General features: G+C 70.4%; 19 protein-coding genes. 7 read left to right on the top strand and 12 right to left on the bottom strand.

Going from position 1 to position 19,829, the window contains the following annotated elements; translation table 11 throughout:
• Positions 1-13: 13 nt before the first annotated feature.
• The 9 genes from AC5P09_RS27975 to AC5P09_RS27935 all read right to left on the bottom strand — a co-directional run bounded on the left by AC5P09_RS27975 (position 14) and on the right by AC5P09_RS27935 (position 7,945).
• On the bottom strand, positions 14-1,411 hold the full coding sequence (locus AC5P09_RS27975; protein WP_493876525.1) for a hypothetical protein: 1,398 nt from the start codon (positions 1,409-1,411) through the stop codon (positions 14-16).
• A 181-nt stretch (positions 1,412-1,592) separates the two neighbouring features.
• Positions 1,593-2,810 carry an MFS transporter gene (locus AC5P09_RS27970; protein WP_493876524.1) on the bottom strand — a complete coding sequence of 406 codons (1,218 nt, stop codon included), beginning with the start codon at positions 2,808-2,810 and terminating at the stop codon, positions 1,593-1,595.
• A gap of 142 nt (positions 2,811-2,952) precedes the next feature.
• Positions 2,953-3,549 carry a TetR/AcrR family transcriptional regulator gene (locus AC5P09_RS27965; protein WP_493876523.1) on the bottom strand — a complete coding sequence of 199 codons (597 nt, stop codon included), beginning with the start codon at positions 3,547-3,549 and terminating at the stop codon, positions 2,953-2,955.
• 51 nt (positions 3,550-3,600) lie between these two features.
• Positions 3,601-3,987, bottom strand: a complete 387-nt coding sequence (locus AC5P09_RS27960; RefSeq protein ID WP_493876522.1) for a sterol carrier protein domain-containing protein — start codon at positions 3,985-3,987, stop codon at positions 3,601-3,603.
• Positions 3,984-4,430 carry a putative GNAT family N-acetyltransferase gene (locus tag AC5P09_RS27955; protein ID WP_493876521.1) on the bottom strand — a complete coding sequence of 149 codons (447 nt, stop codon included), beginning with the start codon at positions 4,428-4,430 and terminating at the stop codon, positions 3,984-3,986. Before AC5P09_RS27955 ends, AC5P09_RS27960 begins: the two co-directional genes overlap by 4 nt.
• Positions 4,431-4,509: 79 nt before the next feature.
• Positions 4,510-5,094: a TetR/AcrR family transcriptional regulator gene (locus tag AC5P09_RS27950; RefSeq protein WP_493876520.1), complete on the bottom strand. Its 585-nt coding sequence runs from the start codon at positions 5,092-5,094 to the stop codon at positions 4,510-4,512.
• A 195-nt stretch (positions 5,095-5,289) separates the two neighbouring features.
• Positions 5,290-6,405 carry a hypothetical protein gene (locus AC5P09_RS27945; RefSeq protein WP_493876519.1) on the bottom strand — a complete coding sequence of 372 codons (1,116 nt, stop codon included), beginning with the start codon at positions 6,403-6,405 and terminating at the stop codon, positions 5,290-5,292.
• A gap of 452 nt (positions 6,406-6,857) precedes the next feature.
• Positions 6,858-7,103 (bottom strand): DUF397 domain-containing protein, encoded by a 246-nt coding sequence (locus AC5P09_RS27940; RefSeq protein ID WP_493876518.1) that lies wholly within the window; start codon positions 7,101-7,103, stop codon positions 6,858-6,860.
• Positions 7,103-7,945, bottom strand: a complete 843-nt coding sequence (locus AC5P09_RS27935; RefSeq protein ID WP_493876517.1) for a helix-turn-helix domain-containing protein — start codon at positions 7,943-7,945, stop codon at positions 7,103-7,105. The genes AC5P09_RS27940 and AC5P09_RS27935 overlap by 1 nt, the downstream gene beginning before the upstream one ends.
• Before the next feature lie 134 nt (positions 7,946-8,079).
• On the opposite strand from AC5P09_RS27935, the gene AC5P09_RS27930 reads away from it, so the two are divergent.
• Positions 8,080-8,556 carry an ATP-binding protein gene (locus AC5P09_RS27930; protein WP_493876516.1) on the top strand — a complete coding sequence of 159 codons (477 nt, stop codon included), beginning with the start codon at positions 8,080-8,082 and terminating at the stop codon, positions 8,554-8,556.
• 45 nt (positions 8,557-8,601) lie between these two features.
• Here the strand turns inward: AC5P09_RS27930 and AC5P09_RS27925 are convergent, their stop codons facing one another.
• Positions 8,602-9,921 (bottom strand): jacalin-like lectin, encoded by a 1,320-nt coding sequence (locus tag AC5P09_RS27925; RefSeq protein ID WP_493876515.1) that lies wholly within the window; start codon positions 9,919-9,921, stop codon positions 8,602-8,604.
• Positions 9,922-10,167: 246 nt separating this feature from the next.
• On the opposite strand from AC5P09_RS27925, the gene AC5P09_RS27920 reads away from it, so the two are divergent.
• From AC5P09_RS27920 to AC5P09_RS27905, 4 genes are all read left to right on the top strand, one after another.
• Positions 10,168-11,883, top strand: a complete 1,716-nt coding sequence (locus tag AC5P09_RS27920; RefSeq protein ID WP_493876514.1) for a PHP domain-containing protein — start codon at positions 10,168-10,170, stop codon at positions 11,881-11,883.
• Complete coding sequence (locus tag AC5P09_RS27915) at positions 11,880-12,392, top strand: hypothetical protein (protein WP_493876513.1); 513 nt, start codon at positions 11,880-11,882, stop codon at positions 12,390-12,392. Before AC5P09_RS27920 ends, AC5P09_RS27915 begins: the two co-directional genes overlap by 4 nt.
• A gap of 142 nt (positions 12,393-12,534) precedes the next feature.
• Entirely contained in the window at positions 12,535-13,368 is an 834-nt protein-coding gene (locus AC5P09_RS27910; protein ID WP_493876512.1) for an NAD(P)H-binding protein, read from the top strand.
• 106 nt (positions 13,369-13,474) lie between these two features.
• Positions 13,475-14,809: an MFS transporter gene (locus tag AC5P09_RS27905; protein WP_493876511.1), complete on the top strand. Its 1,335-nt coding sequence runs from the start codon at positions 13,475-13,477 to the stop codon at positions 14,807-14,809.
• Here the strand turns inward: AC5P09_RS27905 and AC5P09_RS27900 are convergent.
• Positions 14,789-16,192 (bottom strand): DHA2 family efflux MFS transporter permease subunit, encoded by a 1,404-nt coding sequence (locus tag AC5P09_RS27900; RefSeq protein ID WP_493876510.1) that lies wholly within the window; start codon positions 16,190-16,192, stop codon positions 14,789-14,791. The genes AC5P09_RS27905 and AC5P09_RS27900 overlap by 21 nt on opposite strands.
• A 15-nt stretch (positions 16,193-16,207) precedes the next feature.
• The gene (locus AC5P09_RS27895; RefSeq protein ID WP_493876509.1) at positions 16,208-16,837 is read right to left on the bottom strand and encodes an NADPH-dependent FMN reductase; all 630 of its coding nucleotides are present in this window, start codon (positions 16,835-16,837) and stop codon (positions 16,208-16,210) included.
• Positions 16,838-16,991: 154 nt separating this feature from the next.
• Between AC5P09_RS27895 and AC5P09_RS27890 the strand changes: the two genes are divergently transcribed.
• Both AC5P09_RS27890 and AC5P09_RS27885 read left to right on the top strand, forming a co-directional pair.
• On the top strand, positions 16,992-17,678 hold the full coding sequence (locus AC5P09_RS27890; RefSeq protein ID WP_493876508.1) for a TetR/AcrR family transcriptional regulator: 687 nt from the start codon (positions 16,992-16,994) through the stop codon (positions 17,676-17,678).
• Between the two features lie 135 nt (positions 17,679-17,813).
• Complete coding sequence (locus AC5P09_RS27885) at positions 17,814-19,829, top strand: hypothetical protein (RefSeq protein WP_493876507.1); 2,016 nt, start codon at positions 17,814-17,816, stop codon at positions 19,827-19,829.

The raw sequence follows: 19,829 nt of genomic DNA, 5'->3' as shown, positions 1-19,829 counted from the left end.
CGTCAGCCGCGGTTCACGGCTTGAGACGCGCGATGCGCAGGGTCGTCGAGGTCGGGGAGGCTCCGGTGAGCGCGCTCGCGTAGCTCGGCGTGACAGGTGCGTACGCCCAGGTCAGCGTGCCGTCCTTCTGCACCGCCAGGTCACCGGTCAACCGCGCACCGACCACCTTGTCCGCACTCTGGAACTTCCCGTTCCAGTCGATGAGCCGAAGGTGCGTGCCTGTGAAGGTGCCGGTGCAGGTGCCGTCCTTGCACTTGGCGTTCTTCAGCGACTCCCAGGACAGGAGAAGCCGGTCCTTGCCGTACGGGGCGAGGCGCACGTTGACGTGTTCGGTGCCCGGCGTGTTGGTCAGGCGGATCGCCTTGCCTGCCGGGGTGGTGCGGTTCTTCAGGAAGGCGACGGTCACCTGGTGGGTGGCGGTCTTCGGCTTGACCGTCCAGCCGCGGCCGCTCGCGTCGTCCGGGTTCTTCGCGGCGGAGGCGGCGCCGCGCGAGGCGAAGGCGGTGGCGTAACGGCCGGTGGACGATTTCACGAGGTCGCCGGTGCGGCCCGCGAACGTGCCGCCGCAGTAGCCGGCCCAGCACTGCTCGCGCTGCACGACCGGGGCGTTGTCCGGGGCGCCGATCCCGGTCGAGACGAACAGCCCCGAACGCCAGTCGTCGAAGCAGAGGGAGGTGAAGGCGCCGGTCTTCTCCGGGTGCAGGGCGATGCCCTCGTTGTGGCTGCAACCCCAGCTCCAACCACCGCTGAGCTTCGCGCCCTTGGCGCTGACATAGGACAGCTTGTCGCCGAAGTGCCCGTCGGCGAAGCCGCCCGCGCCATGCACGACGAAGTACGCGCCGTACTTGGCGCCGTTCCAGGTGAGCTGGCCGTCGAGGAGCGGAGCGGTGTCGTGGGTGGCGGTGGAGGTGAGCTTGGTGCTCCAGGTCTTCTTGGCGCCCGTGTAGCGGACGATCGCCGCCGCCGTCTCCTTCCACTTGTTGGTGTCGGCGACCCTGGTGAGAAGCGCGAAGCCGTCGTTGTGCGCGACCAGGCCGCCGACCTCCTTGGCCCCCTTCACCACGGTGTCGGCGCCCGAGCGCTTCCCGGCGGCCGTCAGCGGGGTGACGTGGATGCCGTCCGAGGCGGGCCAGGCGACGCGCAGGGTGCCGTTCGGAGCGGCCGCGGTCGCCGTCCGCGTCCACTCGCGGGTGTTGTTGTAACCGGGGGACAGATAGGGGAACTTGGCCGACAGGCTCACGCTCGTGGTGGTCACAGCGAGCGTCGGCGCGGCGGTCGTGCCGGTCGTGGCGGCACCGGCCACGGCGTACCAGGCGCCGACGAAGGCACCGGCGGCGACGAGTCCGGCGAGGACGGGCTTGCGGGCGGCGCGGACTCGGCGGTGGCCGACGGGGCGTCTTGCAGATGTCATGTGCGGGGGTTGCCGCCGGGCGATCAAAGGTTGCCGTGGGTCTGCGTGTCTGAGGGACGAGACACTTCGGCCGGCACCGAACCGAACCGCCCCTACCGTGGCGGACGTGACCGCCTTCGCCGAGCTCCACCACCGCACCGAGGAGCCGTTGCTGCTCCCCGGCCGCCCGTTTCGTGTGTGCTCAGACCTGCTCGGTCTGCTTGGCGGGCGTGCTGTCGCCGGCCAGGGCGGCGGCTTCCGCCGGTTCCGGGACGGCCGCCGGCGTGGAGCGGCGGACGAGGTCGGGCAGGACGGTGGCCAGACCGGCCAGGGCCATGACCGCGCCCAGCCACAGCGGGGCGCGCAGACCCCAGGTGTCGATCGCGACGGCGCCGATGGAGGAGCCGAGGATGATGCCGAGGGTGATGAAGGAGGAGTGGACGGTGTTGACCAGCGGGCCGGCGTTCCCGGTTCGCTGGACGCGTGTTGCCATGGCCGGGTTCATGGTGACGCCGACCAGGCCGATGCCCATCATGCAGATGACGGCCGGTACGGGCAGGTCGGCGAGCAGGGCGAAGCCGGTCAGGAACACGGTGTTGAGGACGAGGCCGATGGCAAGGACAGGGACGGTGTGGCGGTCGGCGAAGCGGCCGACGATGTTGTTGCCGATGACGGTGGCGGCGCCGTAGGCGATCAGCAGGAGGGGGACGGTGCCGGTGGAGAAGCCGACGAGGTCGGTGAGGATGGGGTTGAAGTAGCTGAAGGCGGAGAAGGTGGCGCCGATGATGAGCGTGCTGGTGGACAGCACGAGCCACAGCTTGGGCTTCTTGAAGACGCCGATCTCCTGGCGGAAGCCGCCGCCGCCTTCGGCGCGTTCGATGCGGGGCACGCCGAACCAGGTGGCCACGGCGGCGATCACGGTGATGACGGCGATGGCCCAGAACGCGGCGCGCCAGCCGAAGTGCTCGCCGACCAGGGTGGAGATGGGCAGTCCGAGCAGGGTGCCGAGCATCAGGCCGTTCATCGCGACCGCGATCGCCCGGCCGCGGATCTCGGGGCGGGTGATCTGGGCGCACATCGAGATGCCCACACCGAAGAAGGCCTGGGAGGCGATGCCGGTGATGATCCGCGCGGCCATCATCGTGGAGTAGCCGGTCGCGGTGGCGGCCAGGGCATTGCCCGCCAGGAAGATGACGAACAGCACCATGAGTGCCGTCCGCGGCGGGAGCTTCATGAGCGCCACGGTGAGGAACGGCCCACCCGCCGCCATGGCCACCGCGAACGCGGTGATGAGGTATCCGATCTGCGGGATGGTGGCATTCAGGCCGTCGGCCATCTGCGGCATCAGTCCGGCGACCACGAACTCGCTGGTCACCATGGCAAAGATGCCGAGTGCCAGGACGTATACGGCACGAGGCACGGTTGAGTCTCCTTAGGGGGTCGACGCCGACCGGCGTGGGGGCCGGTGACGCGGCGGTGAGAGTTATGGATCGGTCAGTTCAAAACGACGACATGGGCAGGCTTCGCCCGGTGCCGGAGCGTGGGTCAGTGGGTCGGTGGGGTCAGTGGGTCAGTGCGTCGAGGGTGACTTCGGCGATCGACTCCAGTGCGGTCCGGTCGGCGCCGCCCTGGCTCGAGATGCGCATGCCGCCGATCGCCGCGTTGATGAAGCGGGCCAGCGCTCCGGCGTCCCGCCGGGAGGTGATGGTGCCGTCCCGGCGACCCTCCTCGATCACCGCGCGCAACACCCCGAGTCTGCGGGCTGTGTCGCGCTCCAGCATTTCCGCCGCCCGGCTGTCGCGAGCGGCCAGTTCGACCGTGGTGTTCACGGTCAGGCAGCCCAGGCTGCGGCCGCCGGCCCGATGCTCGGTCTCGCCGTCCACGACCAGGGCGAACAGCGCGCGGATGCGGTCGGCGGCACTGTGCCGAGTGTCCTGCAGGACGGCCAGCTGGGTGGTGGTCATGGTGTCGATGTAGTGGGCCAGTGCACGCTCGAACAGGTCGTGCTTGCTCTTGAACGTGTTGTAGATGCTGCTGCGCCCCAGCCCGGTGGCTTCGCACAGGTCCTGGGTGGAAGTGGCCTCGTAGCCTTTCTCCCAGAACGTGTGCATCGCCGCGTCCAGGGCCTGCTCCTCGTTGAACATCCTCGGTCGGGCCATGAGTTGAACGTAGCATGTTTTGAATCGACCAGTCCAATAGCCTGAGTGTCGTCACGGAGCTCCCGCCTGGTAGCGCGCTCCCAGTACGGCGCGCGGCGACCACGGGCGGCGTCCGGTGCGGAACATCGCGTCCGCCCGCGCGAGCGCACCGGGCCGCAGCTCCTCGGTGCCGCCGAGCACCGACAGACGCGTGGCCGAGTCGTCCCCCAGATACAGGGCGCTCAGGTCCCGTACGTCGATTCTGAGATCCGGAGTACGCGTGGTCCGCGTGCAGGAGGCGCCGTCCCGTGCGCCCTCCAACAGCCAGGTGCCTGCCGCGTACCCGGCCGCGTCGGCCACCTCCAGCACCAAAGTCGCCTCGATGCCGTAGGTGCGGGCGGACAGCGTGCGGGGTGTGTCGAGGACGCGCAGCCACATGTAGTCGCTCAGTGCGCTCACCGCGCCGCCCGTGGGTCGCCCAGCCACGGCGGGAGCAGTGTGTCGGGGGAGCGATAGGGCAGGTGGACCGTGGTCACCCAGTCGACCGTCACGGCGTAGCGCAGCAGTGCCGCCTCCGCCCGCGGGGACACGGCGATCAGATCGCGTATCCACAACGGCGACTGGGGCAGCATGGCGCCCCACGTCTCCTCGGCGTGGAAACAGAGCAGGCCGTCCGCCTCGCCCGAGTCCGGATCGAAGTGCAGGGCGAAGAAGGGCTCGGACCGGCGGTCCGGGGGCGCTGTGCGGTGCCCGGTGGCTTCCTGCCACCATGGCTCGTCGCGGCGCAGCGCCCCGGGCTGGCCGGCGCGGACCCTCTCGTACACCCCCGGTGCGGCCTTGAGGTATTCGCGGGCGTCGACGAGCAGCACACCGGAGGTGTCGGCGGTCCGCAGAGGATCCATACGGGCCCGGTGCGAATCTCAGGGACAGGGCGCGGGCTTCACGGGCGGCGATCTACAGGCATCGCAGTGGAGCAGTTCCTCAGCCCCGGCTCTTCTCCTCGCGCGGCCAGTGTTCGAGCGTGACGTGCAGGGCTTCGATCGCCTTGTCCCACGAGGTCTGTACGGCGCGCGAGTGACTGAAGGCGCCGACGGACTCCAGGGCGCAGTAGCCGTGGAAGGTGGCCCGCAACAGCCGTACGGCGTCGGTGAGATCGGGTTCGTCGAGGCCGTAGGCGCGGAGCATGCCGTACGTGACCTTGGCGGTGCGGACCAGGGCGGGGGAGTCGGCGACGAGGGCCGGGTCGATATGGATCTGCGTGGCGGCGTACCGGCCGGGGTGCTGGAGCGCGTACTCCCGATAGGCCCCGGCGAACGCGGCCAGCGCATCCTTGCCAGACCGTCCCATCACGGCGGCGGCGATCCGGTCGATCAGTTCCCCACCGGCGAGGAACGCCACGCGGGTGCGCAGGTCCTGGAGGTTCTTGACGTGCGAGTACAGGCTCGCGTCCTTGACCCCGAAGTGCCGGGCCAGGGCGGAGAGGGTCACGTTGTCGAACCCGGACTCGTCGGCGAGGTCGGCGGCGGCCGCGGTGATGCGGTCGGGGGTGAGGCCGGCTCGGGGCATGGGCACCTCGGGGTCGGTTTCCTAGGATATCCAGGTTAGCCGCCTTGGGTGCTGGGAAGCCGTAAACGGCCGCCTGACGGCCTATCTGCTCGGTGTGCACATGCGCGGAACCTCCGAATCAAGCCGCGAGACTGCCAGCAGGACACAACTCACGCGTCAGATCTTCGCCGTTGTGGGAGGTGGCGCATGACGGCGTCAGACTCGGCGGCAGCGATCTCGAAGCTCGGATATGACGACTTTCTCGCTCGCGTTGACGGCACCGTCCACCGTGGCCACCCGGTCAGCCACGTCGAGGATGTCGCTCAGATCCCCCGGCTCGGCGTCTATGCGCTCCCACACCTCGGCAGGGTCTATATCAACAAGGTGAGCGAGCTGTTCATCGACCACCTGATGCTGATCCCGGACCAGCCTCACCAGGTGCCGCATCAGCAGCGACTCATCGTCGGCGATCTTGTGGTCCGCCATGATGACGAGCCACGCGACCCACAACATCAACTGCGGGTGCTGGCTCCGCTTGCTCAGGCCTTCGGCGAGTTCGATCACCCGCGCCTCGTTCCGGAAGACGGCTTGCGCGTGCCGCCCGGCGAGCAGCGTCGTATAGCGGTTCAGCACCACCGCAAGGGGAACGCCGACCACGGGGATACCGATTTTGATGACGTTGCGCTGCAGGAGGAACTTCCCGACGAAGGGGAGCCCCTTCGCGGCGGTCAGTACCGCTTTGGAGTAGTAGCGCTTGATCACCGGCCGTACTATGGCCGGTACCGCCTTGACCACGCCTTGACGGACCACTTCCCCGCTTTTGATCGTGAAGGCCACTCGAATGAGCTTCCACATGTCATCGGGGTCGGACAGGTGGAGCGGGACCCGATAGAGGACTGAGATGTCGTAGGCCAGGCGGAGCTGGAGCCGGGTGATGAACGCGACATCGACCATCATGGTCGCGACGGCGGCCGGGACAGTCGCCGCCGAGGCACCACCAAGGTTTCCGATGGTGGCGGCGACGGCCGCCGTGTAGGCCCCGGCAGAGAGCCCGCCTTCGAGTGCGGCGTACCGAGCCGCCATCTTGATCCGCTGGTCGACGATGGCGTCCGCGGGTACGCCCTCGTTCCGTTCCTGGAAGTACTGCCAGTCGACCTTGTCGGTGTAGGAGCTCAGGGCCTCAGCGCTGAGCTTGGTGAACCAGCCGCCCGACTTGATGTCGTCCGCGCTCAGCCCCTTGATGAACTCCCGAATTTCGGCCCGCTCCTGCTCGACAATCTCCCGGTCGGCGTCGGCGCCGGCGTTGGCAGCGTCAGTCGGAGCTTCGGGCATGGTGAGTTCCCCCCAGGCGGTTCAGCGTGCAGCCACGTGGCCTGGTTTGGACAACTCCGCTGACGTCTCAACACGGTGACTCAGTAACCCAGCGACATCTGTGGACAGATGTCCCATGAGCTGCACAACCCTAGCGCGTCATCATGCGGCTGGTGCCTTCACGTCGGCCTCAGTCATGAGCGGCTTCACCGCGGTCAACTGCGTCACACACCAAGCAACCCCGAGTTGGCTCGACACCGTAAACAGCACCGTGTCGGCCGCGTTCACCGCCTCGTCCGCCGCGAGTGGTCTTCCAGCTCGTCCAGTTCCGCGCCTCGCGCCGCCGGCCCGCTCCGTTGGACGATCAAGACCGCAGACTCCCGCCCGCAACCTGCACGAGCACGCCCATGGAGCGTCACACCAGCTTCTCCGACCAGCACGTTCGAAGGTGGCGAAGGCTCATTCAGGCTTCGTCACCCACGTGCGGCGAACTCCACGAACTCCGTCCAGATGGTGGGGGAGAGGGTGAGTTGAGGGCCGGTGGTGTTCTTGGAGTCGCGGATGTGGATGGTGGTGGGGCAGGTGGCGACCTCCACGCAGTCGCCAGAGCTGTCGCCGCTGTACGTCGACTTGCGCCAGGCCAGGGCCACTTCGACGCAGTCGCCGGAGTCGTCGCCGCTGTAGCTGCTCTTGAACCAGGCCAGTTCCGTGGTGCTCATTACGCTCCTCGCATCCGCTCCAGCAGGCTCCGGGAGTCTTCCGGGGTGAGAGCCTGTGAGCGCAGTTTCGCATAGCGCATGTGGAGCACACTGATCGTTTTCGGGGTGACGATGAGCTGGCTGCTCTCTTGCCCCTCCAGGTAGGCGAACCACTCGTTCTCCGGCGTTTCCAGCAGTCGCATGGGGCCGTTCAGGCCGGGGTGGTAGCCGCGTGACATCGGCATCACCTGGAACTCTACGTTCCGCGACTCTGTGGCCTCCAGGATGTGTCCAATCTGCTCACCCATGACATCCGCCCCGCCTGTCGGCCGCCGCAGGACGTGTTCCTCGATGATGAAACTGAACGCCGTGTTGGGTCGCTCGCCGAGCAGTGACTGACGCTCCAGACGGGCGGTGACCTTGGCTTCCACCTCGGAATCCGTGAGCACCGGCACCCGCTCGCGAAACAGCGTGCGTGCATATCCCTCCGTCTGCAAAAGCCCCGGCACAAACCGGTTCTCGTACGTGTACAGACTGATCGCCACCTCCTCCAGCTCCGCCCACTGCCGGAACCACGACGCCAGCCCCTGCTCCCGCGTGGCGGCCCTGTACACCTCCTTCAGGACGCCGAACGCGTCCAGGATCTCCTCCGCCCGCTCGACGAAGGCGCGTCGGGGAAACCGGCGGCCCTGTTCGATCGAGGCGATCGTCGACGGCTGGTAGCGGACCAGTGGTGCGTACTCCTCCTGCGTGTAGCCCGCCCGTTTGCGGAAGGCCTTGTGCGCCGCCCCGAACGCCTTCAGGCTGTCGGACGGTTCGGGCTCGTTCGAAGCGTCCGCGATGCTGATGGTGCTGTCGGTCATGAAGGGTGACCCCCGAGTTCCGTGGTGCGAACCCCGCCAAGTCACCTATGGTCACGGACTGTTACAGCTACTGTCCACTCCGTAACTCGTACAACCCGCGGCGTACGAGTTTCGTGCCTGGTCGACTGCCGTGCTTGCCGGGACGGTTGGGGCATGCACACAGAGACCCGGGACCAACCACCCGTCACCTACGTACGTTCACCCAGCTCTTCAGTTCCACCCCGCGTGGCGCTCGACTGGCCCGCAGACTCGTCGCCAACCGGATGGACGTGTGGGGCTACGCCCACGGCGGTGATGCCAACGAGACCGTGACGCTCGTCGTCGCCGAGCTGGCCGCGAACGCCGTGCGGCACGGGCGGGTGCGGGGGCGGGACTTCCGCGTACGGCTGGTGATGCGCGGAGACGTTCTGCGGGTGGAGGTCTCCGATGCGCGCGCCGACCGGCTCCCCGTACTGAAGGAACCATCGGAGAACGGCGGGCGCGGACTCGTGCTGGTCGCCGCGCTGGCCGAGGACTGGGGAGTGGACGTCCAGCCGGCTTCCACCCGCACGGCGGTCTGGGCGGAGGTCCGACTCCCCTACTCCGTCTCGCTCCGCGCACGCGCTCAGTAAGCCGTTGCTGGGCGCTTGCGAGAAGTCAGGCTGTCGTCGCCTGCCTCAGCCGATCGGCGCGTACAGCACCCCCAACTTGTCGACCTCGGTGCCTGCCCGCCCCGTGAAGCCGACGATCTGCCAGCCCGACGGGGCCGTGAAGGTCTTCGTGTTCGTGGTGGCCGTACCGGAGGAGAGGGTGCGGCCCTTGTCCGTGGTGAACGCCGCCGAGAAGAGCCGTGTGCGGCCGTCCTTCTGACCCTGCGTCAGCTTCACGGAGGTGAGGTGCTCGCCCGACGCGAGCGTCAGGGACGTGGCCGTGCCGCCCGTGCCGCCATGGGAGAGGGTCGTACCGCCGTCGTGGGTGAGGGACACCGCGTCCAGGCGGGAGCCGCCGCGCAGCGTCAGCGTGCGCGGGGACGGGGTCGCGGGCAGGCCGTCCGCGTCGCTGAAGGCCGTGCCGTGCGGGCCGCCGAAGAAGTCGCTCGCCTTCAGGGAGGAGTTGAGGGTGTAGGAGAAGTCGACCGTGTGCGGGAAGTGGTCGGAGAGGTTTCCGCCGGCGGAGTCCAGGAAGGACGCCCACTCGTTGTTGTAGCGGGTGGCGTTCAGGGACAGCAGCTTGCTGCCGCGGTAGAGGACCTTGTCCACCACCTCGCAGTCATTGGTCGGGGCCGTCGTCGGGCACACCAGCGCGTCGGCGCCCTGGGCCGGAGCCGTACCGCCCTTCACGAGCTTGACCCACGGGTCCGTCAGGCCGTTCTCCTCGACCAGCGTGCGGATGTTGTCGCCCGTGCGCGTGTACCGCGTGTTGGTGTCACCCATCACGAGCACCGCGTTGCCGGACGAGTTCGCCTGGATGAAGTCCGACAGTTGCTCCACGTTGGCGCGGCGCGCCGCCAGTGCGTCATCCGTCGCGTCGGCGTTCGTGTGGACGTTGTACAGGTCCACGAAGACGCCCTCGGCGAGCCGCACCCGGGCCAGTGAAAAACCCTTGGGTGTCAGGCAGTTGGTGCCGGTGCAGGCGTTCCACTTCACCCGCTCGAAGTCCTCGAAGGGGTGGTCCGAGAGCGTGTTGAGGCCGTCACCGAAGGGCACACCGCCGCTGGTCGCGGTGCGGTACGGGTGGTTGTCGCCCGCGTACAGGGCCGCGTGGTAGTTGAAGTCCTCCTGGACGTTCACGAGGTCGTACGCCGCCAGGCGCGGGGAGATCAGCGGGGTGTTCGTCTCCGGGTTGCCCGAACTGAGGCCCTCGGGGAGGCCCGCGACGTTGTAGGTCAGGACGTTGAACGTGCCCGAGGCGGCCGCTGCCGCGGGTGTCGCGCCGGTGGTGGCGAGGCCGGTCACGGTCAGGGCGGCGGCCGCGAGGGTGCCGATGAGTCGTCTCATGGTGGGGGTGTCTCTCCGGTCGGAGGGCGGGGGACTTGAGGGGGACTGAAGATGAACGCTGCTCAGGTTCACCGTCAACCAGTGTGACCGGCAAGGACAGTTGGGGAAACAGTGAGAGACGAGGTGACCTGCCGTGCCCGGGTCGGCCGCCGCTCACCTCCTGGTCATGGACGGTTCATGTTTCGCCTCGATCCTCCACACGCGGCGCAGTGGTGCCGCGAAGGCAGCAGATCCAGGAGGCACCGCATGGGGCACGGGCATCACCACCACGGACATGACCATGAGCACGGACACGGGCACAGCCATGACCACGAGGCGGCGTCGGCCCTGCCCGCCGCCTTCGACACCGCCGTGCCCGACGAGGCCCTGACCCCCGAGCAGCAGTCGCGCCGCTCCCTGCTCCGCCGCGCCGGCCTCCTCGGCGGGGGCCTGACCGCCGGCAGCGTCCTCGGCCAGGCAACGCCTGCCGCCGCCGTCACCGCCACCAGCAGCAGCCGCCGTACGAACGGCTTCCTCTGGCTGGCCGGCGACCACCACATCCACACCCAGTACAGCAGTGACGGCAAGTACCGCGTCGTCGACCAGGTCCGCCAGGGCGCCAAGCACGGCATGGACTGGCTGGTCATCACCGACCACGGCAGCACCACGCACGCCAAGATCGGTGTGGAGAAGGTCAACCCGGACATCAAGCAGGCCCGGTCCGCGTACGAGGACACCCTCGTCTTCCAGGGCCTGGAGTGGAACATCCCGGGCGCCGAGCACGGCACGGTCTTCGTGCACCCCGGCAAGAACGAGGTCTCCGTCCTCAAGCAGTTCGAGACCGACTACGACGGCAGCGTGAAGGGCGCCTCCGACTCCACGCCCGCCAACGAGGCCCTCGCCGTCGCGGGCCTCGCCTTCCTCGGTGAGCAGGTCCAGCGCCGCAAGATCAAGGACGCGCTGATGCTCGCCAACCACCCGGCGCGGCGCGGTGTCGACTCCCCGCACGAGATCCGCGCCTGGCGCGACGCGACCGACCCGAGCCGGCAGATCGCCGTCGGCTTCGAGGGCGCCCCCGGCCACCAGGCCGCCGGCCTCCCTGCCCCGCTCGGCATGGCCCGCGCCCGCGGCATCTACGACAACAACCCCAGCGCCAACTCCTTCGCCGGCTACCCCTTGGAGAGCTACCGCACCTGGGGCGGCTTCGACTGGATGACCGCCACCGTCGGCGGCCTGTGGGACAGCCTCCTCGCCGAGGGCAAGCCCTGGTGGATCACCGCCAACTCCGACTCCCACCAGGTGTACGCCGACACCGCCGTGCGCGGCCCGGGCGGCGACTTCAACGCCAACGGCAGGTACGAGGACCCGGTCTACGGCGGCAGGATCGACATCACCCAGGGCGACTACTGGCCCGGCCAGTACAGCCGCACCCACGTCGGCGCCGACGGCTTCTCCTACGCCGCCGTCATGGACGGCATCCGCGCCGGCCGCGTCTGGGTCGACCACGGCCAGCTGCTCGGCGGTCTCGACGCCCGGGTGTCGGGCGGTGGCCGGTGGGCCACGCTCGGCGGCGCGCTGCATGTGAAGAAGGGTGCCGCGGTCACGCTCACGGTGGACATCGCCCTCGCCGGCGGCCCCAACTGGGCGGGCTTCGTACCGAAGTTGGCCCGCGTGGACGTCATCCAGGGCGACGTCACCGGCCCGGTCTCCGACAAGGACACCTTCACCGCGCCGACGGCCAAGGTCGTGCGGTCGTACGAGGTGGACAAGGCCAGCGGCACGGTCCGCCTCACCTACCAACTCGGCCGCGTGGACCGGCCGCTGTACGTCCGCCTGCGCGGCAGCGACGGCAACCGGTCCGCCGTCGGCGCGATGGGCGCGGCCGTCGACCCGGCGGGCCCCGCCATCGACGTCGTCTCAGACGCCGACCCGTGGGCCGACCTGTGGTTCTACTCCAACCCCGTGTGGGTCCTGCCGTCGTGACGTCGTACGCCTTCACCGTGGACGCGGGGGTCAGGGACCTCCGCGCCGCCGACCACCTGGTCCACACACTGGCGGCCGAACTAGCCCTCGCCGAGGGCGTGTTCGGCTGCACGCACCTGGTGCGCGGGGACCGGCCGCGGGTCGCCCTGTCGTTCACCTTCCCGTCCGAGCCGCTCCTGCGCTCCGCCCGGGAGCGGCTCGCGGCCGGGGAGTACGACGTGTCGCCCGGCGTCCCGGACGCCGTGGGCCGCGCGGTGATCTACCCGGGGGTCTCCTCCCTCACCGGCACGCTGACGATCGCGGACCTGCTCACGGTGTCCGCGATCGACCGCGTGACCGTGCTGGGTGTCCCTGGCCAACCTGCCCCTGACGCCCGCATGGTGACGTGGGATCACGTGCGCCCCCAGTGGCAACAGGGCGAACTGGTCCTCACCGCCATGCCCGCCGTGGGCGGCACGCTGGTCCCCTTCGAGGTCCCGGCCCCGACACCGTGCTGCGCGGACCACTGACGCGGGGAGGGAGGCGCCGGACAGTGCTCGCCAACACCACGACCGAGAGGCACCGTATCCCTGAACGACCTTGACCTGAAGTCGAGTTGAGGTCGTAGCGTGCCAGTCACTCGATCACGGCTCAGAACAGGAAGAGACGACGATGATCCTGGTGACCGGCGCGACCGGAAACATCGGCAGCGCTCTGCTGCGGCAACTGCACGCGCAGGGCGTCGGCCCCGTGCGGGGCCTGACCCGGGACGCGGGACGGGCCTCGTTCCCCACGGGGATCGAGGCCGTCGAGGGAGATCTCGCGCGCGCGGACTCACTGAAGTCCGCGCTGACGGGCGTACGGTCGCTCCTCCTACTGTCGGGCATGGGTACGGAGACCGACGTCATCGCCGCCGCCCGCGAGGCAGGTGTGGAGCACGTGGTGTTCGTGTCGTCGATCACGGGCGGGACCCATCCGCATCTGCCCGCCGCACGCCGGAACCTGGCCGTCGAGCGGTCGCTCCAGGACAGCGGCATGACCTGGACGATCCTCCGCCCGACGCAGTTCGCCTCCAACACCCTCTGGTGGGTGCCGTCGATCCGTGAACACGGCGTGGTCCGGGCGCCGTACGCGGACATCGGGCTCCCCGCCGTCCACCCCGCGGACATCGCGGCGGTGGCCCGCGCGGCCCTGACCGAGCCGGGGCACCAGGGGCGGACGTACGCCCTCACGGGACCGGACAGCGTCACGGTCCGCCGCCAGGTCGCCGCCATCGCCGCGGCCCTGGGGCGCGAGATCTCCCTCATCGAGCTCACCCGCGAGGAGGCCCACCAGCAGATGGCCTCATTCATGGGCGACGAGACCGCCGCCGCGGTACTCGACCTGATGGGCGGCGACGTCAACGACGAACTGCTGAAGGTGCACGACACGGTCACGCAGGTCACGGGCGCCCCGGCCCGAACGTTTGAGCAGTGGGCCGTGGAGAACGCCGCAGCCTTCCGCTGAGCGGCTGCTCCTGGGAGGCGAAGGCTGCGCGTGCGGTTTATTCGTCTGCGGACCGCCGCGGGGCAGCCGTAAGGTTGCCGGGTCCAGGACGAGGGGGAGGGGCCGCTTGGCGTACGAGGCGCAGCGCGACGAGGAGGAACCGGGCAGCTCGACTCCACGCCCACGACGTACCGACCCGCCGCCCTCCCACGGTCGTCCCCTCTGGCGGCAACGGAACTTCGGCATCTTCTGGGCCGCGCAGACCCTCTCCGTCCTCGGCGACTCCTTCGCCCTGATCGCCCTGCCCCTGCTGGTCCTCCAGGCCACCGGCTCCCTTGCCCGGATGGGCCTGCTCACGGCGGTCGGCGGGGCCGCCTCGGTGGTGGCGGCGGTGTTCGCCGGGGCCGTGGTGGACCGGGTCGACCGTCGTCGGCTGCTCATCGCCTGCGACCTGGTGCGCATGGTGCTGTACGGCGTGATTCCGCTGGTGTGGCTGTTCGGGCCGCAGATCTGGCTGCTGTACGGCGTGCTGCCGCTGTGCGAGGCCGTCGGCATGCTGTTCGCCGTCGGTTATGTCACCGTCGTCCGCGGCCTGGTCGGCACCGAGCAGCTCACCGAGGCGAACGGCCGGCTCAACGCCACCGCCGCCGCGGCGGGCGTGCTCGGCCCGCTGTGCGCGGGACTGGTCGCCGCGTGGACCGGCCCGGCCGCCGCGGTGGGGGTGGACGCGGCCAGCTTCGGGGTGTCGGCCGTCTGCATGCTGTTCGTACGGTTCGCCCCGCGTGCCGGTGACGACGGCGGCCCGGCCGAGAAGGCCGAGAAGGCCAGCCTGTGGCAGGACCTGCGGATCGGGGTGTCCTTCCTGTACGGCCACCCCGTGCTGCGCTCCCTGACCGCCCTGCTGTTCGTGTTCAGCTTCCTCACCCTCGGCATGACCGACCTGGTCATCTACCACGTCAAGCACGACCTCGGCCACGACGACGGCACGGTCGGCACCGTGATGGCCGTCGGCGCCCTCGGCACCATCACCGGCGCCCTGCTGGTGGCCCGGATCCGCCGCGGGCTCGGCTTCGGGCCGACCTGGACCGGAGCGGTCGCGGTGTGCGGGCTCGCGTTCGCCGGGCTGGGCTGGGCGCGGGACGTGTCCGTCGTCGCGGCACTGAGCGCGGCGTTCCTCGCCTGCGGCGGCATCGCGGGCACCTGCTCCATGTCACTGCGTCAGGAAGTGACCCCTGAACCGCTGCTGGGCCGTGTGACCGCCGCGTTCTGGACCCTCCAGTACTCCGCGGCCCCGATCGGCGCGGCCGTCCTGACCTGGGCGGCCGAACGACGGGGCACCGCACCGGTCGGCCTGGTCGCCGGCGCGTGCTGCGTACTGATCGCGGTGGTCGCGCTGTTCACGCCGATACGGCGGTCCGGAGCCGCGAAACCGCCGGCTCCGTCAGCTCCTTCGCCCGGGTAGGAGTGCCGCCGGCAGCAGCGCCAGGGCGAGCAGGCCCGCCGCCACCGCGTACGCGACCCGGAAGCCGGCGGGGTCGGCGCCCGTCGAGCCCAGCACCACGGAGATCAGGGCCGTTCCGACCGACGCCCACACCTGTGCGTTGATGCTCAGCGCGGTGCTCGCCGCGTTCATGCGGTCCTTCGGCAGGTCACGGCTCGCCGTCGTCATCGTCGGCATCAGGACCATGCCGGAGCCGACGCCCATCACCATCCCCGCGCCGACGAGCCGCCAGGCGGGCACGTCGGCCTCGCCGATCTGGAGCGCGGTCAGCGCCATGCCGAGCGCCCCGACCACCGTCCCGGCCGCGATCAGCCGTCGCGGCGACACCTTGTCGATGCGGCGCGCGGCGATCTGCATGGTGATGCCGACGGTGAGCCCGACCGGCGCGCCCAGCAGACCGGTCACCGTCGCGCTCGTGTCCCGCACCTGCTGCCAGTACACGGGGTAGAGCAGCATCGACCCGAAGTAGCCGCACGTGAACAGCGCGAGCGTGCCGATGCCGACGGCGAACGTGCGGTCGCCCAGCAGCCGGAGGTCCAGCAGCGGGTCCCGGGCGGTCAGCGCACGCCGTACGAAGGCGGCGACGAGCGCGACACCCGCGAGGGTCGGCAGGAGTGTGCCGTACGAGGTGAAGTCGCCCCGCTCACCGCCCCGCGCCAGCCCGAACAGCAGCAGGGCGAGGCCCGGCGAGAGCATCAGCAGGCCCGGGACGTCCAGCGCGGGCGGCTCGGCGCGGGGCTCGTCGGGGCGCAGCAGCCTCGCCGCGAGCACCAACGCCACCGCTCCCACGGGCAGGTTGACGAGGAAGATCCAGTGCCAGGACGCGGCGTCGAGCAGCCAGCCGCCGAGCACCGGCCCGGTCACCGGGCCGACCAGGATCGGCAGGCCGAGCAGGGCCATGGACCGCCCGAGCCGGTCCCGGTCGGCGATGCGCATCACCATCGCCATGCCGACGGGCATCAGCAGCCCGCCGCCCAGGCCCTGCACCGCACGGAACGCGATCAGGCTCGGCGCGTCCCAGGCGAACGCCGCAAGCAGCGAGCCGAGCGTGAAGAGCACCAGGGCGGTCAGATAGGTGCGCTTGGCGCCGATGCGGCCCATCGCCCAGGCCGCGGTCGGGATGACGGCCGCGAGGGCGAGCGTGTACGCGGTGGCGGTCCACTGGATCGTCTCCAGCGGGGCGTGGAACGCCTCGGAGAGGCTGCCCAGCGCCACGTTGACGATCGTCATGTCGAGCACGGACATCACCGAGCCGATGACGACGACGGCGATGGTCCGGTGGAGGGTCTTCGCGGCGGCCCGGGAGTCCTCGGACGGCGCTTCGACGGCCGGCGTGGCGGTCATTCCCCCGTACCCCCGTCAGCCCTCGTACGGGCGGGTCGCACGGGCCGGCCGCAACGCCCGCCCCCACCAGGACAGTTGGCCGAGCATGCCCTTCGCGGCGCTCTCGCACACGGCCGGGTCGCGCGGGGTCCCGTCCTCCGTGAGGCCGGACCACGGGCCGTGCAGGCTGACGGAGTCCCGCACCGTCATGGCGTGCAACTCGGCGAAGACCAGCCGGAGTTGCTCGACCGCGCGCAGACCGCCGGAGAGACCGCCGTAGGAGACGAAGCCGACGGGCTTGGCGTGCCACTCGCCGCGGTGCCAGTCGATGAAGTTCTTCAGGGCCGCCGGGAAGCTGTGGTTGTACTCGGGCGTGACGACGACGAAGGCGTCCGCTGCGGCCAGCCGTGGTGTGACCTCGGCCAGCGCGGCGGCGGCCTCGGGGCTCGGCGTCCGGCCCCAGCCCGGCATGGCGAGCGGCAGTTGGACGTCGACGAGGTCGATGACGTCCAGTTCCAGGTCGTCGGCTCCCTTCGCGGCGCCGACGAACCAGTCGCTGACGGCACCTCCCGCGCGGCCCTCGCGCACGCTGCCGACGATCACGGCGACGCGCAGCGGAGTGTCCTCGCGGGCGACGGGGGCGGGCACGGCTTCGGCGACAGGCATGGTGGTATCCCCTCGTGAGCGGGGGCGACCGCCCGGTGCGGTCCCCCTCCGGTAAACTACAACGAGCGTTGTAAAAATTACAACGCTCGTTGTAAGTAGATGAAGAGACTCAAGAAGAGACTCAAGAAGAGACTCAAGAGGCGAGGAGACGAGCGTGGGCACCAGCAACGACGCCTGGATGGACCGGTCCCGGCGCGAGGTCCCGCCCCGCAGACTGCAGAAGCGGATCGCGATGGCGGGTGCCGCCTGCACGGTCTTCGGCCGCGAGGGCTACACCCGCGCCTCGGTCGACGCGCTGGCGGCCGCGGCCGGCGTGTCCACGCGCACGCTCTACAACCACTTCCCGGGCGGCAAGGCCGACCTCTTCCGTACGGTCGTCAGCTGGACGTCGAGCGAGGTCAAGGACGCCCAACTCGGCCGTCTCCACGCCCTGTTGGATCCCGCGAGCCCGCCCCGTCCCGAGGACCTGGAGCGCGATCTCGTCGCCCTCGCCCGGGCCTTCGTCGGTGTCATGGCCGAGTTCCCGGACCACTTCGCCCTCGTCCGGCACATCCACGCCGAGGCCGACCACGTGCCGCCCGAGGTTCTCCAGGCCTGGCAGGACGCCGGGCCGGGCCCGGTCGGCCGCGGGCTCGCCGACGCGATGGCGGGACTCGCCGCGGCCGGTCTGATCGACGTGCACGGCGACGCCGCCCTGACGGGCGTGCACTTCTCCGCCCTGACCTCTCACCAGATCGTGCAGCTCTCCCACTACGGCGTCCGCCCGCTGCCCAAGGAGAGGACCGAGCAGCTGATCACGGCGGGTGTCGCGGCGTTCCTGCGGGCGTACCGGGCCGCGTGACCGGGGTGGCGCCCGCCCGCCCCCGCCGGTCCTATCAACGGCACGTCACCCCGGCGAGTGGAAGTCTGCGGCTCAGTGGGCTCACCGGCCGGCCAGCCGCGTGAAGGGGACGTAGGGCATCCGGAAGCTGGGCGCATGCCCACCCTCCCATCCCTACGGGGGTCCCTGCGCGCCGCCTCCGCACTGCTCGCGGCGCTGGCGCTCGTCGTCGCCGTGCCGCACGGCGCGTTTGCCGCACCCGGTGACCTGGACCCCTCCTTCGGCACCGGCGGCAAGGTCTCCATCGACCAGAACTACTTCCAGTACTTCGGGGAGGACGAGGAGGTCGCCCTCCAGTCCGACGGCCGGATCGTCACCGCCGGAACAGAATGGGGCACCACCTCCCCCACCGACTTCGCCCTGAAGCGCCACAACGCCGACGGCACCGTCGACACCTCGTTCGGCACCGGAGGCGAGGTGCTCACCGACTTCGAGGGCGGCGACGACCAGGCACACGCGGTGGCGATCCAGGGCAACAGGATTGTCGTGGTCGGTCGCACCGAGAGGGCGGAGGGCGGCTGCTGCTGGTTCACGGTGGCCCGCTACACCGCCGCCGGCAGCCTGGACACCACGTTCGGCGGTGGCGACGGCTGGGTGCGCACCGACTTCGGCGCCGACGGTGCCGCGGACGCCCAGGCGGTCCTGGTGGACGGCCAGGGACGGATCGTCGCCGCGGGCCAGAGCGGCGGAGAGTTCGCCGTGGCCCGCTACAACGACGACGGCAGCCTCGACACCACCTTCGGCGGCGGCGACGGCCGGGTCACCACCCCGTTCGAGGGCGGCGCCTTCGGGTACGACATGGCCCTGAGGCCGGACGGCCGGATCGTCGTCGCCGGCTACTCGGGCAGCACCTCCTTCGACTTCGCCGTCGCCCGCTACAACCCCGACGGCAGCCTCGACACCACGTTCAGCGGCGACGGCCGGGTCACCACGGACCTGGGCGGCTACAACTGGGGCCACACCGTGGCGGTGCAGTCCGACGGCAAGATCATCGCGTCCGGGAGCACCGGCAACGACTTCACCCTGGTGCGTTACCTCACCAACGGCACTCTCGACAGCGCCTTCGGCACCGGCGGCGTCATGACCACCGCCTTCACCGCCACAAGCGCGGTGCAGGAGCTCGTGGTCCAGCCGGACGACCGGATCATCGCCGGCGGCTCCGCCGGCAGCGACTTCGCGCTGGCCCGCTACAACCCCGACGGCTCCCTGGACACCGGCTTCGGCACCGGCGGCAGGACGACCACCGACTTCGGCGACACCGACGGGGTGCGCAGCCTCGCCCTGCAGCCCGACGGCAGGATCCTCGCGTACGGCAGCAGCGGCGAGGACCGCGCCCTGGCGCGCTATCTGGGCGGCGGCAGCACCCCGCCGCCCCCGCCCCCGCCGCCCACCGGCGTCGACCTGTCCGTCACCAAGACCGGCACCGGCACCGTCAGCATCGGGGACCGGGCCACGTACACCGTGACCGTCACCGAAGGAGGCGAGGAACGCGATGGCGGCGAGCAGCACCAGCTGGGGAGTGAACCGCTGGCGCAACGGCCGACGTCGCTCCTTGCCCTCCGCCGGGCTCCTCTCCTCGGGCAGCCACCTCGCCCAGGCCAGCAGCAGTGCACCGAGCACCGCGCTGCTGATAGCCATCTGGACGCCGGGGGAGATGCCGGTGGCCGCCGCGAGTGTGCCGAGGGCGCCGCCGGCCAGCACGCCGCTGCTGTAGGAGGCGTGGAAGCCCGACATCAGGGGCCTGCCCTGGTGGCGTTCCACGGCGACCGCGAGCGCGTTGACGGGCGTCGCCAGGAAGGTCGCCGACACGCCCCACACGGTCAGCCCCACCACCAGCGCGGGCACGGCCGAAGCCCCCGCCAGCACCGGCGCGTTGAGCAGCACGACGGCAGCTGCCGCCAGACTCAGCAGCCGGGTGCTGACCCGCCCGATGAGGACCGTGATCAGCACGATCGCCACCAGGTCCCCGGCCGCCGACGAACTGCTCAGCAGGCCCCACCGCGCCGTGTCCACGCCGACCTGGTCGCGGATCGCGGGGATACGGGCCATCCAGCCGCCCTGCGTGGCCCCGAGGACGACGAACACCAGGCTCACCGCGAGGCGCGGACGTAA

The organism is Streptomyces sp. a15 (assembly GCF_059026085.1).
This window is presented reverse-complemented; position numbering and strand designations above follow the sequence as displayed.

Coding starts and splice junctions, on each gene's coding strand:
- AC5P09_RS27975 (WP_493876525.1), bottom strand. CDS start 1,411: ATGACATCTGCAAGACGCCCCGTCGGCCACCGCCGAGTCCGCGCCGCC.
- AC5P09_RS27965 (WP_493876523.1), bottom strand. CDS start 3,549: ATGGCCCGACCGAGGATGTTCAACGAGGAGCAGGCCCTGGACGCGGCG.
- AC5P09_RS27955 (WP_493876521.1), bottom strand. CDS start 4,430: ATGGATCCTCTGCGGACCGCCGACACCTCCGGTGTGCTGCTCGTCGAC.
- AC5P09_RS27950 (WP_493876520.1), bottom strand. CDS start 5,094: ATGCCCCGAGCCGGCCTCACCCCCGACCGCATCACCGCGGCCGCCGCC.
- AC5P09_RS27945 (WP_493876519.1), bottom strand. CDS start 6,405: ATGCCCGAAGCTCCGACTGACGCTGCCAACGCCGGCGCCGACGCCGAC.
- AC5P09_RS27940 (WP_493876518.1), bottom strand. CDS start 7,103: ATGAGCACCACGGAACTGGCCTGGTTCAAGAGCAGCTACAGCGGCGAC.
- AC5P09_RS27935 (WP_493876517.1), bottom strand. CDS start 7,945: ATGACCGACAGCACCATCAGCATCGCGGACGCTTCGAACGAGCCCGAA.
- AC5P09_RS27925 (WP_493876515.1), bottom strand. CDS start 9,921: ATGAGACGACTCATCGGCACCCTCGCGGCCGCCGCCCTGACCGTGACC.
- AC5P09_RS27920 (WP_493876514.1), top strand. CDS start 10,168: ATGGGGCACGGGCATCACCACCACGGACATGACCATGAGCACGGACAC.
- AC5P09_RS27910 (WP_493876512.1), top strand. CDS start 12,535: ATGATCCTGGTGACCGGCGCGACCGGAAACATCGGCAGCGCTCTGCTG.
- AC5P09_RS27900 (WP_493876510.1), bottom strand. CDS start 16,192: ATGACCGCCACGCCGGCCGTCGAAGCGCCGTCCGAGGACTCCCGGGCC.
- AC5P09_RS27895 (WP_493876509.1), bottom strand. CDS start 16,837: ATGCCTGTCGCCGAAGCCGTGCCCGCCCCCGTCGCCCGCGAGGACACT.
- AC5P09_RS27885 (WP_493876507.1), top strand. CDS start 17,814: ATGCCCACCCTCCCATCCCTACGGGGGTCCCTGCGCGCCGCCTCCGCA.